The organism is Acinetobacter sp. 1294243 (assembly GCF_000588015.1).
Lineage (GTDB): Bacteria > Pseudomonadota > Gammaproteobacteria > Pseudomonadales > Moraxellaceae > Acinetobacter > Acinetobacter pittii.
In genome coordinates, this window is sequence record NZ_JFXG01000008.1 from 184,341 (window position 1) to 198,992 (window position 14,652).

The 14,652-nt window shown below is 39.7% G+C and carries 11 protein-coding genes, 3 tRNA genes and 1 pseudogene; 9 read left to right on the forward strand and 6 right to left on the reverse strand.

Features of this window, described 5'->3' with window-relative positions:
* Nucleotides 1–134 precede the first annotated feature (134 nt).
* Both J655_RS15940 and J655_RS15945 read left to right on the forward strand, forming a co-directional pair.
* Nucleotides 135–1,412, forward strand: coding sequence for an O-acetylhomoserine aminocarboxypropyltransferase/cysteine synthase family protein (locus J655_RS15940; RefSeq protein ID WP_017481748.1), 1,278 nt, complete (start codon nt 135–137; stop codon nt 1,410–1,412).
* A gap of 274 nt (nt 1,413–1,686) precedes the next feature.
* Nucleotides 1,687–2,577, forward strand: coding sequence for an SDR family NAD(P)-dependent oxidoreductase (locus tag J655_RS15945; protein WP_002116932.1), 891 nt, complete (start codon nt 1,687–1,689; stop codon nt 2,575–2,577).
* Between the two features lie 68 nt (nt 2,578–2,645).
* Here J655_RS15945 and J655_RS15950 read toward each other — a convergent pair whose 3' ends face one another.
* Complete coding sequence (locus J655_RS15950; RefSeq protein WP_017386425.1) at nt 2,646–4,832, reverse strand: SulP family inorganic anion transporter; 2,187 nt, start codon at nt 4,830–4,832, stop codon at nt 2,646–2,648.
* Nucleotides 4,833–5,132: 300 nt separating this feature from the next.
* Nucleotides 5,133–7,481, reverse strand: coding sequence for a Tex family protein (locus J655_RS15955; RefSeq protein ID WP_032006386.1), 2,349 nt, complete (start codon nt 7,479–7,481; stop codon nt 5,133–5,135).
* Nucleotides 7,482–8,127: 646 nt separating this feature from the next.
* On the opposite strand from J655_RS15955, the gene ompR reads away from it, so the two are divergent.
* From ompR to J655_RS15975, 5 genes are all read left to right on the forward strand, one after another.
* Complete coding sequence (gene ompR, locus J655_RS15960; RefSeq protein ID WP_000060753.1) at nt 8,128–8,892, forward strand: two-component system response regulator OmpR; 765 nt, start codon at nt 8,128–8,130, stop codon at nt 8,890–8,892.
* A 17-nt stretch (nt 8,893–8,909) separates the two neighbouring features.
* Complete coding sequence (locus J655_RS15965) at nt 8,910–10,367, forward strand: ATP-binding protein (RefSeq protein ID WP_032006387.1); 1,458 nt, start codon at nt 8,910–8,912, stop codon at nt 10,365–10,367.
* 33 nt (nt 10,368–10,400) lie between these two features.
* The gene (locus J655_RS24635) at nt 10,401–10,523 is read left to right on the forward strand and encodes a hypothetical protein (protein WP_078210314.1); all 123 of its coding nucleotides are present in this window, start codon (nt 10,401–10,403) and stop codon (nt 10,521–10,523) included.
* A gap of 35 nt (nt 10,524–10,558) precedes the next feature.
* Nucleotides 10,559–12,073 (forward strand): acetyl-CoA hydrolase/transferase family protein, encoded by a 1,515-nt coding sequence (locus J655_RS15970; protein WP_002116671.1) that lies wholly within the window; start codon nt 10,559–10,561, stop codon nt 12,071–12,073.
* A 130-nt stretch (nt 12,074–12,203) separates the two neighbouring features.
* Entirely contained in the window at nt 12,204–12,635 is a 432-nt protein-coding gene (locus tag J655_RS15975) for a GNAT family acetyltransferase (RefSeq protein WP_002116887.1), read from the forward strand.
* Nucleotides 12,636–12,803: 168 nt separating this feature from the next.
* On the opposite strand, the gene J655_RS15980 is transcribed toward J655_RS15975, so the two are convergent.
* The 4 genes from J655_RS15980 to J655_RS15995 all read right to left on the reverse strand — a co-directional run bounded on the left by J655_RS15980 (nt 12,804) and on the right by J655_RS15995 (nt 13,773).
* A tRNA-Phe gene (locus tag J655_RS15980) sits at nt 12,804–12,879 on the reverse strand.
* A 126-nt stretch (nt 12,880–13,005) separates the two neighbouring features.
* Nucleotides 13,006–13,081: transfer RNA gene (locus J655_RS15985), tRNA-Phe, on the reverse strand.
* Between the two features lie 126 nt (nt 13,082–13,207).
* A tRNA-Phe gene (locus J655_RS15990) sits at nt 13,208–13,283 on the reverse strand.
* Nucleotides 13,284–13,389: 106 nt separating this feature from the next.
* On the reverse strand, nt 13,390–13,773 hold the full coding sequence (locus tag J655_RS15995; protein ID WP_002116928.1) for a GNAT family N-acetyltransferase: 384 nt from the start codon (nt 13,771–13,773) through the stop codon (nt 13,390–13,392).
* Between the two features lie 102 nt (nt 13,774–13,875).
* Here J655_RS15995 and hisB point away from each other — a divergent pair, with 102 nt between their 5' ends.
* Both hisB and J655_RS16005 read left to right on the forward strand, forming a co-directional pair.
* On the forward strand, nt 13,876–14,469 hold the full coding sequence (hisB, locus tag J655_RS16000; protein WP_002116767.1) for an imidazoleglycerol-phosphate dehydratase HisB: 594 nt from the start codon (nt 13,876–13,878) through the stop codon (nt 14,467–14,469).
* Nucleotides 14,469–14,652, forward strand: a pseudogene (locus J655_RS16005) (imidazole glycerol phosphate synthase subunit HisH); the annotation flags it as partial. The gene hisB and the pseudogene J655_RS16005, both read left to right, overlap by 1 nt.

Consider the following 14,652-nt stretch of genomic DNA (forward strand, 5'->3'; position numbering starts at 1 on the left):
TTTATACAACGTTTCAGCGTATATTTTTCTATCTTTATTCCTAAAATTAGAAAACAAACCAGAATTTGTGCAATTTTCTATTTAACTTTTAAGCTAGACTCGCTCAATATTTAACTCACGAAGATGAAGTAATCATGACTTATAAAGATGAAACATTAGCAATTCACGCTGGCTACTCACCCGAAGCAACAACAAAAGCGGTTGCGGTCCCTATTTATCAAACCACTTCATATGCATTTGATAATACACAGCACGGTGCCGACCTTTTCGATTTAAAAGTTCAGGGCAATATTTATACCCGGATTATGAACCCGACCACTGCTGTTCTTGAGCAACGCCTTGCTGCACTCGAAGGCGGAATTGGTGCTTTAGCCTTGGCTTCTGGAATGGCAGCGATTACCTATGCTGTCCAAACGATTACTGAAGCAGGAGACAACATTGCCTCCGTCTCAACTTTATATGGCGGAACTTATAATTTATTTGCCCACACCTTACCAAAACAAGGCATTGAAGTTCGCTTTTTTGATTATCAACAGCCGGAAAGCTTACGTAACTTAATTGATGATAAAACTAAACTTGTTTTTGTTGAGTCAATTGGGAATCCACTCGGAAATATTATCGATTTAGAAGCAATTTCAAAAATTGCACATGAATATGGCGTACCTGTCATCGTTGATAATACCGTTGCTACCCCTGCCTTATTAAAACCATTTCAATATGGCGCCGATATCGTTATCCATTCGCTTACGAAATATATTGGTGGTCATGGCAATAGCATTGGTGGCGCGATTATCGATAGCGGCAAATTCCCTTGGGGTAAATATCCAGAGCGTTTTAAAGTTTTGAACACGCCAGACCCAAGTTATCACGGCGTTAATTATGTTGAGGCATTAGGTGAGGCTGCCTATATAGCACGAGCTCGCGTTGTACCATTGCGTAATACAGGTGCTGCAATTAGCCCGCTCAGTGTTTTCTTGATTTTACAAGGCCTCGAAACTCTAAATCTCCGCATGGAGCGTCATACTGAAAATGCGCAAAAAATTGCAGAGTATTTACAGACCCATCCAAAAGTAAAATGGGTGAATTACGCAGGTTTAAAAGATCATCCGCAGCACCAGCTTGCTCAAAAATATGTAAAAGGTAAACCTTCTGCAATTTTATCTTTCGGTGTACAAGATGGGCGTGAAGGCGGTACTCGATTCATCGATGCACTTCAGCTATTTACTCGTCTGGTGAATATTGGTGATGCGAAAAGTTTGGCTTGCCACCCTGCAACTACGACTCACCGTCAGCTCAATGAACAAGAGCTTAAATCTGCTGGCGTAAGTGAAGATATGGTTCGTCTTTCCATTGGAATTGAGCATATTGATGACTTAATTGCCGATTTAGAACAAGCACTTTCAGCTGTATAACTTTTAAACTATTTATCAAGCCTCTGGAAATAGAGGCTTTTTTCATTTTCTTGTTCATTTTATAACTAAAATAATTAATGGATTAAGATACTATTTTAGAGTTTTTACTCTAAATAAATTGTTAAATTTCATATATTTACAGACTAGACAATTTTTAAACATCTATTAAGATAAAGACAATATTTATGAGTTCATCTGGATGAATCTACGGTTGTAAAAAATAAAAATTACATACCGGAATAAATAGTCCCTGCCCCTACTTAGGTAAAATGCTGTGAATAAAAAATTAGAAGCTCTGTTCCAGGAAAAGGTACAAGATAAAGTCATTTTAGTGACAGGCGCCTCGAGTGGAATCGGATTAACGATTTCAAACAAACTTGCTGATGCTGGTGCCCATGTTTTACTGGTTGCCCGTACTCAAGAAACTTTGGAAGAAGTAAAAGCAGATATCGAAAAACGTGGTGGTAAGGCATCAATTTTCCCATGTGATCTCAACGATATGGAAATGATTGACCAAGTTTCTAAAGAAATTTTAGCAACTGTGGATCACATTGATATTTTAATTAATAACGCAGGTCGCTCTATTCGCCGTGCTGTACATGAGTCTTATGATCGTTTTCATGACTTTGAACGCACGATGCAATTAAATTATTTTGGCGCGGTTCGCCTAGTTCTCAATATCTTGCCGCATATGATTCAGCGTAAAGATGGACAAATCATTAACATTAGCTCGATTGGTGTTTTAGCAAACGCTACTCGCTTCTCTGCATATGTCGCGTCTAAAGCAGCGCTTGATGCATTTAGCCGCTGTCTATCTGCCGAAGTTCATGCACACAAAATCGCAATTACTTCAATTTATATGCCATTGGTTCGTACCCCAATGATTGCACCAACTAAAATTTATAAATATGTTCCAACCCTTTCACCTGAGCAGGCTGCTGACTTAATTGCTTATGCAATTGTGAAACGCCCGAAACGTATGGCAACCAACTTAGGTCGCTTAGCTTCAATGACTTATTCTGTAGCACCAGGCATCAATAATATGTTTATGTCGATTGGTTTCCGTTTATTCCCAAGTTCAGATGCAGCGAAGGGACAAAAAACTGAGAAATTAAACTGGGCACAAAAAGCTTATGCACGTATTTTCCCTGGTGAACACTGGTAATTTTGAGTTAATCGCATAACAAATAAAAAAGCGCCTTAACTAAGTCGCTTTTTTAACTAAAGGACTGATCAATCAAGAAACTGAACGTGCCCTGTTTTTACATCGTAAATTGCACCCACAACTACGATCTCACCTCGATCAACCATATCTTTAAGCACGCTGCTATTATTAATAATGTACTGGATGTTGTAATGAACATTCATTGCTGTGACTTGACTAATAAAAGCATTACCTAATTCACGTGGCTGCATAATGTCATATACGCTATCAACCGAATGCATTAATGGTCCAAGTACATATTGAATATGTGGCATTTCCTTCACATCAGACACTTGCTTTTGCTCTAAACGCAATTGACATGCACTCGTCACCGCACCGCAATCGGTATGTCCTAAAACAACGATGACTTTAGAACCTTTAGCCTGACAAGCAAACTCAAGTGAACCCAATACTTTTTGCCCAGCAATATTACCTGCAATTCGTAAGCTAAACAGATCACCAATACCTACATCAAAAATCATTTCGGTGGGTGCACGTGAGTCCATACACCCAAGAACGGCTGCGATCGGATGTTGGCCTTCATCTGCAGTCACACGAATTTGTCGATAAATATCTCGTTGAAGACGTTCATTTTTTACAAAACGTTCGTTCCCCTCTTTAAGTAGGTTAACGACCTGTTGTGGACTCAACTTTTGTTGCAAATCATGTGTACTAATATCAATATCAAGTACCGCATCATCAACATCTTGATAGTGCTGCTTAAACCCGACCAGTTTAAGATTTACTTGGCGTTTAATAGCCGTTTCACTTTGATAATCTTGAATAACTTGATAGATATCAGGATCGATCGAATCACATTGAGTTGCATCAATAATGAGTTGTTGATGTTTATGTACGTGTTCCAATGCCGAAATAAGCGCAGAACGATTAAGAAAGGTGACTTGTGATGGGAGTTCAATACGTGTGACTACGCCATGCAAACGCTTCTCTCTATAAACACGAATACCTTTATTAAAATTGCCATAGAGAATAAAAGCACTACTGGTAAACAGGCCAATTAAAATTCCCATTAAAAGATCGGTCAGCAAAATTGCAACTAAGGTAATAATAAAAGGTAAAAACTGTTTCCAACCTTTTTGATAAAGCTGTTTAAATAGTTTTGGATGAGTAAGCTTAAAGCCTGTGACAATAAGGATCGCGGCCAATGCAGACAAAGGAATCATGTTCATTAATGGCACAAAGAACAAAACCGCCAACAGCAACAATACCCCATGAATAATGGTAGAGCATTTACTACGCGCGCCTGTATTTGCATTCACCGAACTACGTACAATCACTGAGGTGACGGGCATTCCACCAATTAAGCCCGAAACGATATTCCCTGTGCCTTGTGCCCAGAGTTCGCGATTAGGAGGAGAAGAACGTTTTTGAGGATCGATTTTATCTGCTGCCTCTAAATTCAATAACGTTTCTAAAGATGCAACGACAGCCAGAGTGATTGCCCCTGTGTAAATCATAGGCTCAGCTAAATAGCTAAAATCAGGGAAAATTAATACTTCTTCGGGTGCTTGTAAGATATTCGGTAACTGAATGAGGTTATCAATTTGCACTGCCCATGCAGAACCCATACTCACCAAAATAAAATTTAAAACTGCTGCGAGCACAACCGCAATCAAAGCCGAAGGTAAAGCTAGTTTTTTAAGCGGACTGCTATCCCACGCTAAAATTAAAAATAAACTGAGTAAGCCAATAAGTGCAGCGCCTCCATCAAAACGTTGAAGGAATGCATCTGGTGTTGAAGTCCAAACCTGTTTCCATGAAAAATCAGAAAGTCCAAACAGATAAGGTAATTGCGTGGCAATCAGGATCACACCAATAGCGGCTAATAACCCTAAAATGACATTATTTGGGATAAAGTTCGCAAAGAACCCTAACTTAAATAATCCAAATAGAATTTGTAGAACACCGGCAAAAATAATACATAATAAAAAGGCGGCATAATTGCCGCCTAATTGTTCTAACTGTACAAGGATGACAGCAGTCAGCCCTGCCGCTGGGCCTGCAACGCTAATGTGAGAACCACTCAGTAAACCCACAATAATGCCGCCCACAATACCTGCAATAATACCAGAGATGATGGGAGCACCTGAGGCTAAAGCAATACCCAAACACAGCGGTAATGCCACGAGGAATACGACAACTCCGGACAAGAGGTCTTTTAAATGAAATCTATTTTTCAGGTTTAAAACCGACATAAAACAACCATTTATAATATAAAGAAATAAGCAAAGTTGTACTATTACAGCCTGAAAGTGAGTAAATGCTTCAAGGCTGGGTTGATGATGTCGAACAACTGAATATCATTAAAGTTTAGTTATGCTATAACGTTGTGTATTTAATTGTGTATTTAACAACGATTTGTTGATCTTAAGATTCACCTCATCTTTACGACTGTTTTTTTCTTATTTTGCTTTTATATAATTATTAAAAAAGTAATATTTTAACCCATAAAAAAAAGCCTCCAATTGGAGGCCTTTTTTATCAATTAAAGACTCTTATTTAGAACCTTTAATTCCTGCTTGTAATAACAATGCACCTAAACCACCAATCTTTTGTTCTTGTGGTTTCTCTTGCTTGCTACGCTGAGGGCGTTCAGCTTGATCTTTACGCGGTTGAGGACGTTTACCTTGAGGCTTACGCTCAAAACGCTGTTCTGTATTTTGTTCACGGCGTGGTGGACGCTGTGCTTTTACAGGTGCAGAACCTTCAGCACGCATACTTAAGTTCACGCGGTTACGTTCAACATCAACCTGCATAACACGCACTTGTACGATCTGGCCCGGTTTTACAACTTTATGCGGATCAGAAACGAATTCATTCGCTAATTCAGAAATATGAACTAAACCATCCTGATGTACACCAATATCAACGAAAGCACCAAAGTTTGTGACATTAGTAATCACACCCTCAAGTTGCATACCTTCTGTCAATTGGCCCACTTCAGTAATATCTTCGCGGAATTTAGCAGTACGGAACTCTGGACGCGGGTCACGACCCGGTTTTTCAAGTTCAGCTAATACGTCTTGTACTGTTGGCAAACCAAATTTGTTATCAACAAATTCATCAGCTTTTACTTGGCGAATGATTTCGGTATTACCAATAATGTCTTTCACAGTTGTCGCTTTTGCTGCAACAATTTTCTCAACAAGACCATAACTCTCAGGGTGAACCGCAGAAGCATCTAAAGGTTCAGAACCATTTTGGATACGTAAGAAACCAGCTGCTTGCTCAAAAGTACGCTCGCCTAAACGTGGTACGCTTTTCAAAGCTTGACGGTTATCAAAACGACCATGCTCTTTGCGGTATTCAACAATTTGCTGAGCAATCGCTTTGTTTAAACCCGCAATATAAGCCAAGATTGCTGGAGAAGCAGTATTTACATCAACACCAACAGCGTTCACACAGTCTTCAACTACTGCGTCAAGAGTTTTTGCTAAACCAGTTTGGTTTACATCGTGTTGATATTGACCTACACCAATTGATTTCGGATCAATCTTAACAAGTTCAGCAAGTGGATCTTGTAAACGGCGAGCAATCGACACTGCACCACGAATTGAAACATCAAGCTCTGGAAGTTCTGCAGCAGCAAGCTCACTTGCAGAGTAAACAGATGCACCCGCTTCACTTACAGTCACGCGTGTTAATTTAAGGTCTGTATTAGCAGCCATCATTTCAGCCACTACAGCTTCTGTTTCACGGCTAGCTGTACCATTACCAATAGCAATAAGCTCTACATTATATTCACGGCATAGACGCGCAAGTTCAGCAATAGAACCTTCTTTATCTTCTTTAGGCGCGAATGGATAAATCGTGCTATGAGCAAGTACATCACCTGCATCGCTTACTACTGCAAGTTTCACACCAGTACGAATACCAGGGTCAACACCTAAAGTAGTTCGACCACCTGCTGGCGCTGATAATAATAAATGACGAAGATTTTCAGCGAATACCTGCATTGCTTCTGCTTCGGCAGTAAGTCGTTTCTCTGTTAGCAATGAATGCTCGATTTGAGGACGAACTTTACCCAACCAGAATAATTTTGCAGTTTGTTTTAAGAAATCTTGACGTGCTTGAGGTTGAATTTGCTCAAGGTTGTATTCAGTTTCAATACGCGCTAATGGTGCATCATCTTCACCATCTACTTTTAAACCTAATACATTTTCTTGACGTCCACGTAACATCGCCAATAAACGGTGTGAAGGTAATTTGTTTAAACCTTCAGAAAACTCAAAGTAATCACGGAATTTTTTACCGACTTCTTTCTTTTCTTCAGAAGCAACTGTACTTTTTAAAACCGCAGTTTTTGCAAAAGTTGCTTTTAATTCTGTAGTAAGCGCAATATTTTGTGCCCAGTCATCAATCAGAATATGCTGGATCGCATCTAACTGACTTTCAACATCTGGATAGTCTTCATGACTAAAACCAGCCAATGCTTCTGTCGGGTCAACTTGTTCTGCAATAATTTTTTCAGCAATCGGTCCTAGACCTGCTTCTTTTGCTTTAAAAGACTTACTTGTACGCTTAGGACGATACGGCGCATAAATTTCTTCTAAAGCATTTTTTGTTTCGGCTGCATTCACCCGCGCCAACAAGTCATCATTCAATTTATTCTGTTCTTGCAATGACTGAATGACCTTTTCACGGCGCTCATATAAATCACGTAAATACGCTAAACGAGTATCTAATTGGCGTAACTGCGTATCATCTAAACCTTGTGTTACTTCTTTACGGTAACGGGCAATGAATGGAACACTGGCACCTTCGTCAATTAAGCGGATGGCAGCTTCTACTTGGTTTGGACGTACGGCAAGCTCACTTGCCAACTGCTGAACTAAGTCAGTCATCGTGTTTGATCCCACAAGGATAAAGTTTAAAAGCACTGATTATAAAGACCAAGCCCATAAAATCCACACTTGTTTGCGTATTCAAAACGTTTTTTTGTATTGACTCTGAATATTTATACTTTTTACGACTACTAGAGCACGTAAAAACAGTGGTTTAAGTATGAAAAAGTTAAAACTGAACCCTACCTTTTAATCTTTAAAAAATATAAACGTACGACTTATGTCATGAACGTGACAAAAAATTAATATAATTTATGAGAAAATGATCATATTGATACATAGTCCAGAAGATAAAAACATTGAGGTTGAGCACTACTTTATTCTTCTAATTTGTTATTTACTCAATTTTTTTATCTTATTCAGCAATCAAAAGTCTATTATATTTATTTCAAATAACTGATTTGAAACAATTAGTTATCACTATAGAGTTATTATAAATTTAACCATTTGTTGTTTTAGGTCGGTCTTTGCTAAATTATGGGCTTAAGATGTTGTTTTTTGGTTTCAAACCACCTTGAAAATTGTAATTTTGAGCAAATTGATACATAGTCTAAACAAGAACATCAGCATTATACTGAGGGCTTGTTGGCAATAAGCCTATCCGACCCAATAATATATAAATTATGACTTTAAAAGGGAGTACATCATGAGTTTAGTTGTACCTGCTGAACATCCTGAAACCGTACACAACGAAACGGATCGTGTCGAACGTATTTTAGTGGTCGATGACGATGTGCGTTTACGTACCCTCTTGCAACGTTTTTTGGAAGATAAAGGCTTTGTTGTAAAAACTGCCCACGATGCTTCGCAAATGGACCGTTTATTACAACGTGAGTTATTTTCACTTATCGTACTCGACTTTATGTTACCGGTTGAAGATGGTTTAAGTATTTGCCGTCGTTTACGCCAATCAAATATTGATACGCCAATCATCATGTTAACAGCACGTGGTAGCGATTCAGACCGTATTGCCGGTCTTGAAGCTGGTGCAGATGACTACTTGCCAAAACCATTTAACCCAAATGAGCTTTTAGCACGTATCCGTGCAGTATTACGTCGCCAAGTTCGTGAAGTTCCGGGTGCACCGAGCCAACAAGTTGAAGTGGTTAGCTTTGGCCCATGGTCTTTAGACTTGTCTACCCGCACACTGACACGCGAAGGACAAATCGTTACCTTAACAACTGGTGAATTTGCTGTATTAAAAGCATTGGTACAACATCCACGTGAACCATTAACACGCGATAAATTGATGAACTTAGCGCGTGGCCGTGAATGGGGTGCAATGGAACGTTCAATTGACGTTCAAGTTTCTCGTTTACGTCGTTTAATTGAAGATAACCCTGCACGTGCACGTTACATCCAAACTGTATGGGGTGTCGGCTATGTATTCGTTCCAGATGGTGCTGAATAAGCTTGAGATAAGATAGAGTGAGTTTAGAACCAATCGCCCCACAGAACTTTACCGATTACGTTGCCTATTCAGAACGTAAACGGACTCGATGGGAACGTTTTCTCGATAAAATAAAGCCACGTTCTGCTGCCATGCGTACCACTATTCTGGTACTGCTGGTGGTGTTCTTTAGCTTATTTATGTCGTTATGGTTCTTTTGGCGCACTCTTTATTTACCTGAAATTCAACAGCACGCCCGTTATCTTGCGGTCGAGCTTGAGCTCGTCAATAATCCTGATATACGAATTTTTCATCGTGAAAATGAAGTAGATATTGATGCGTGGTTGCGTAATCGAGTCGGTATTGAATACGTTACCAACCCCAAAGAATATCCAAGTGTCCGAGAAAAGGTCATTGCCGAGTTTTTTACCAATCACGTCGAAAAAAAGCTGGCAAATGAAATTGGGACTAAAGACGTTACCGTTTACTTTCAGTTTAAACCGAGCCCACGCATTTGGATTCAAACTCCTGAAATGCATGGCAACTGGGTTCGGGAGCCTTTAAAAACCTATGCCAACTACAGTCCTGAGCTTTTAGTGGGTTGGGTCGTGGGTGTTCCATTACTGTCGGCTATCATTATTTTAATTTTGGTTCGACAGATGAACCGCCCCCTGCGTCGTTTGCAGAATGCTGCCAATGAATACAGTAAATCTGGAACAGCGCCCTACCTTGATACCAATCACGGTCCGTTAGAAATTCGTCAAGTAAACCAAGCCTTTAATCGTATGGTCTACACACTCGATCAGACTGAGCGTGAGCGACGTATTATGTTGGCGGGTATTTCACATGATTTACGCACTCCTCTTACACGCATACGTTTAACAGCAGAGATGCTGCCTGATGAGTTTTTGCGTGAAGGTTTGGTCTATGACGTAGATGATATGGATGCAATTCTTAATCAGTTCATTTCGTACATGCGCGATGGCTCAGATGAGGAGTTGAAAGACACCAATATCAACATGCTTTTGCAAGAACTTGTTGTGCAATTTAAACCTCTCGATATTCAATTCGAGATGCAGGATGTACCTATTATTCCGGCACGTAGTCTTTCTTTAAAAAGATTGATTGCCAACTTGATTAATAATGCAAAACGCTATGGTGCTGAACCGATAGAGCTCAGTGCAAAAGTTGAAAATGAATCTATTTTAATTACTGTTGCTGATCATGGTGAAGGCATTCCGGCAGATCAAATTGAAGAGTTAATGCAACCTTTTGTCCGCGGAGACTCAGCAAGAACCATCCAAGGCAGTGGTCTTGGGCTGGCTATTGTTAAACGTATTGTCGATATTCATCATGGTGAGATTCAAATTCATAATCGTGAACAAGGTGGTTTAGAAGTTATTATTTCTTTGCCAATCCCAAAACCGACTACCGAAGAAAATACCACGACAAATCCTTTGGAAAAAATAAAACAAACATTAAGTGAGCGCTTTTAATTTGATCAATCAGCAATTAAAAGCCTTGTTTTAATGATAAATAAAAGCAATAAAAATCAATTAAATAAAAACCATAAATATAATTTATACCGCCATTTATTTACAAAATTAGACCTTAGCCTAACACCTATGCACTTTTCAATTTTTCATAGCTAAAATCCCGTATGTTTTGACAATATTGAGGATGTCCAATGTCTTTAAGTCGTATTCGCCTAGCTTCTCTTCATGACAAGGTCATCAGTGCTGAACAAGCTGCGCAATTCATCGAAAATGGAATGACCGTTGGTATGAGTGGTTTTACTCGTGCCGGTGAAGCTAAAGCTGTTCCACAAGCACTTGTAGAGCATGCAAAGAAAAATCCGTTAAAAATCACGTTAATTACGGGTGCTAGCTTAGGTAATGACTTAGACAAACAACTCACGGAAGCAGGTGTTTTATCTCGTCGTATGCCATTTCAGGTAGACAACACTTTACGTCGTGCGATTAACAACGGCGAAGTTATGTTTATTGATCAACATTTATCAGAAACTGTTGAGCAAATGCGTAACCAGCAACTTAAACGTCCAGACGTTGCGGTGATTGAAGCAATCGCGATTACTGAAGATGGCGGTATTATTCCAACAACTTCTGTAGGTAACTCTGCAAGCTTTGCTATTTTTGCCGAAAAAGTTATTGTTGAAATCAACACCTCTCTAAGCGAAAGCTTTGAAGGTTTGCACGACATCTATATTCCGACTTACCGTCCAACACGTACTCCAATTCCATTAACAAAAGTGGATGAGCGTATTGGTACAACAGCAATCCAAATTGATCCTGCAAAAATTGTAGGTATTGTATTTAACGATACACATGACTCACCATCAACAGTAACTCCTCCAGATGATGAGACTCAAGGCATTGCAAACCACTTAATTGCTTTCTTTAATAAAGAAGTTGCAGAAGGTCGTTTACCGAAAAACCTTGGTCCATTACAAGCAGGAATTGGTTCTATTGCCAACGCTGTATTAACAGGTTTAAAAGATTCTGATTTTGAAGACCTCATCATGTACTCAGAAGTACTACAAGACTGTACTTTTGAACTCATTGATGCAGGCAAAATGAAATTTGCTTCTGGTAGCTCAATTACCCTTTCTGCAAAATGTGGTGAAAAAGTTTTTGGCAATATCGAAGCTTACAAAGACAAATTAGTGCTTCGTCCACAAGAAATTTCTAACCATCCTGAATTGGTTCGTCGTTTAGGGATTATCGGCATTAACACTGCGCTTGAGTTTGATATTTACGGTAACGTGAACTCAACTCACGTGTGTGGTACTAAAATGATGAACGGTATTGGTGGTTCAGGTGACTTCGCTCGTAACGCTCACTTGGCGATCTTTGTAACCAAATCAATTGCTAAAGGCGGCGATATCTCTTCTATCGTACCAATGGTAAGCCACGTTGATCACAGTGAACACGACGTTGATATTTTAGTGACAGAGCAAGGTTTAGCAGACTTACGCGGTTTAGCGCCTCGTGAACGCGCTCGCGCTATTATTGATAATTGTGTACACCCACTTTATCGTGATGCATTAAATGACTACTTTGACCGTGCATGTGCTAAAGGTGGACATACCCCTCACTTACTTCGTGAAGCATTGTCTTGGCATGCAAACTTCGAAGAAACAGGTCAAATGCTTCAAGCAGCACCAGTTGCAAAATCAGCTTAAATCACTGGTTGAATCCAAGCACTCCTTCGGGGGTGCTTTTTTATTTGTTTAAATTATTAATAAAAAACTGCTCAAGCCCGAATTTTTATTTTATCTTTTGAGCACATCAAAACAAAAAGTAGAAATCCATATGTTTATTATTCGTCAATTTACAAATGCAGATCTGGATGATGTCGTTATTTTATGGGAAAGCTGTGGACTGACCCGCCCTTGGAATAATCCGGAAACCGATATTTTCAGGAAAGTCTCACAACAGGATGATTTGTTTTTAGTTGCTATTAAAGATGAGCAACTGATTGGTACGCTTATGGGCGGCTACGACGGTCATAGAGGCTGGATCAACTATTTGGCTGTTCACCCCCACCAACAACGCTTAGGAATCGCTACAGCGCTCGTTCAGCAGCTTGAGAAGCGCCTCATCGCTCGGGGTTGCCCAAAGCTTCAATTATTAGTCCGTAAAGACAATTTGAATGTATTGAATTTTTACGAACAACTTGGCTATGACGAGGTAGAAGCCGTGTGTTTAGGAAAACGACTTATTCGTGATAGTTCTCATGATTAGAACCACGTTTCAGTTGAGCCATTTTTAAAAACTTAAGGCGATATTGGGGATAACCCTCTTTGCTTGTGGATAAAATGAGATTTATACACAGGTAAAGTCTTAATCTTGTTATTAAATAAACAGGCATGAAAAAAGCCCCATACATTATGAATGGGGCTTTTTCGAATATGGTGGCGAGACCCAGGATCGAACTGGGGACACACGGATTTTCAATCCGTTGCTCTACCTACTGAGCTATCACGCCGATGGCCTGTATTAAGCCGTATCTCAGAACAATAGTCAACAATTATCCTGAGTTTCTGATTTAAATGAGTATTTTTTATACTTAAAAAAAATCCCTGATGGGATCAGGGATTGAAAACACAAATAATGGTGGCGAGACCCAGGATCGAACTGGGGACACACGGATTTTCAATCCGTTGCTCTACCTACTGAGCTATCACGCCGATGGCCTGTATTAAGCCGTATCTCAGAACAATAGTCAACAATTATCCTGAGTTTCTGATTTAAATGAGTATTTTTTATACTTAAAAAAAATCCCTGATGGGATCAGGGATTGAAAACACAAATAATGGTGGCGAGACCCAGGATCGAACTGGGGACACACGGATTTTCAATCCGTTGCTCTACCTACTGAGCTATCACGCCGAAGTGGGCGTATTAAACAATGTTTACAAGAAGACGTCAAGCAACTTCCGCGTTTTTTGTAACAAGTGATTATTTTTAAATCACAACTACAAAATAATAGAAATTTTTAGTGATGTAGTTTACCAATGTGAGCCAAACAGCGATGAATCGCGCCACAGCCTGGCTCAAAAGTTTTAACACCTTTTGACTCTTCTATGCGGCAAGCTTCTTCAACTAAGCGCTCAGCTACCCCACGACCACGGTTAGCAGGGTGCACAACAATATATTCAAGGACCTTGCTTTCGCCTTGTCCTGAAGACCAAATTGCACCTATAATTTTGGTGTTAAATTCGGCAGTGTATAGCGTGGTATACTGTTGTAAATCTTGTTCAAGTTGTTCAATCGCATCGTGCCCGTCACCAAACTCCGGACTTGTATCATACAGTCGCTCAAGCTGATCGCGGATCTCTGAATTATCTAGAGAACTATAAGCATGTACGGTAATAGGCATTGATTAACCCTCCTGAGCAAACTATGATGCTGTCACGAATTCGTCACAGCGAAATTGTCGTTAACATCCAATCATTTTTGACGTTTTTTGAGGAACGTGTCCATGACGCAACGTATCAGTGAAGTGGTTAGAAATACCAATGAAACCAAAATTCGAGTTCGTTTAAATCTCGACGGTACTGGTCAAGGCACACTAAACACTGGAGTTCCATTTTTAGACCATATGATTGATCAAATCAAGCGACATGGCTTATTTGATATCGATATTCATTGTGATGGAGACCTCGAGATTGATGATCACCACACCGTAGAAGACTGTGGTATCACGCTTGGACAAGCTTTTGCACAAGCTTTAGGCGATAAAAAAGGTTTAAAACGCTATGGTCATTTTTATGCACCATTAGACGAAGCTTTATCTCGCGTTGTTGTAGATTTATCTGGTCGTCCTGGTTTATTCATGGATATTCCATTTACTCGTGCGCGCATCGGTACCTTTGATGTCGATTTATTTTCTGAGTTTTTCCAAGGTTTCGTAAACCATGCGCTTATGACCTTACACATCGATAACTTAAAAGGTAAAAATAGCCACCATCAAATCGAAAGTGTGTTCAAAGCACTTGCTCGTGCTTTACGTATGGCATGTGAAGTTGATCCACGTGCAGAAAACACGATTGCATCGACAAAAGGTAGCCTCTAATGACACGTATCGCGTTACTTGATTATGGCATGGGCAATCTACACTCAGCTGCTAAAGCACTTGAGTATGTGGGTGCTACAGTCGATGTGACCAATGATCCAAAGTTAATTGCACAAGCCGACAAAATTGTTTTTCCAGGTGTGGGTGCAATGCGTGACTGTATGCAAGGTATGCGTGAAGCAG

What these genes read in the sequence shown, in the direction of transcription:
- hisB (WP_002116767.1), top strand. Translation starts at nt 13,876, where the DNA reads ATGACGCAACGTATCAGTGAAGTGGTTAGAAATACCAATGAAACCAAA.
- J655_RS15940 (WP_017481748.1), top strand. Translation starts at nt 135, where the DNA reads ATGACTTATAAAGATGAAACATTAGCAATTCACGCTGGCTACTCACCC.
- ompR (WP_000060753.1), top strand. Translation starts at nt 8,128, where the DNA reads ATGAGTTTAGTTGTACCTGCTGAACATCCTGAAACCGTACACAACGAA.
- J655_RS15995 (WP_002116928.1), bottom strand. Translation starts at nt 13,773, where the DNA reads ATGCCTATTACCGTACATGCTTATAGTTCTCTAGATAATTCAGAGATC.
- J655_RS15970 (WP_002116671.1), top strand. Translation starts at nt 10,559, where the DNA reads ATGTCTTTAAGTCGTATTCGCCTAGCTTCTCTTCATGACAAGGTCATC.
- J655_RS15975 (WP_002116887.1), top strand. Translation starts at nt 12,204, where the DNA reads ATGTTTATTATTCGTCAATTTACAAATGCAGATCTGGATGATGTCGTT.
- J655_RS15955 (WP_032006386.1), bottom strand. Translation starts at nt 7,481, where the DNA reads ATGACTGACTTAGTTCAGCAGTTGGCAAGTGAGCTTGCCGTACGTCCA.
- J655_RS15950 (WP_017386425.1), bottom strand. Translation starts at nt 4,832, where the DNA reads ATGTCGGTTTTAAACCTGAAAAATAGATTTCATTTAAAAGACCTCTTG.
- J655_RS24635 (WP_078210314.1), top strand. Translation starts at nt 10,401, where the DNA reads ATGATAAATAAAAGCAATAAAAATCAATTAAATAAAAACCATAAATAT.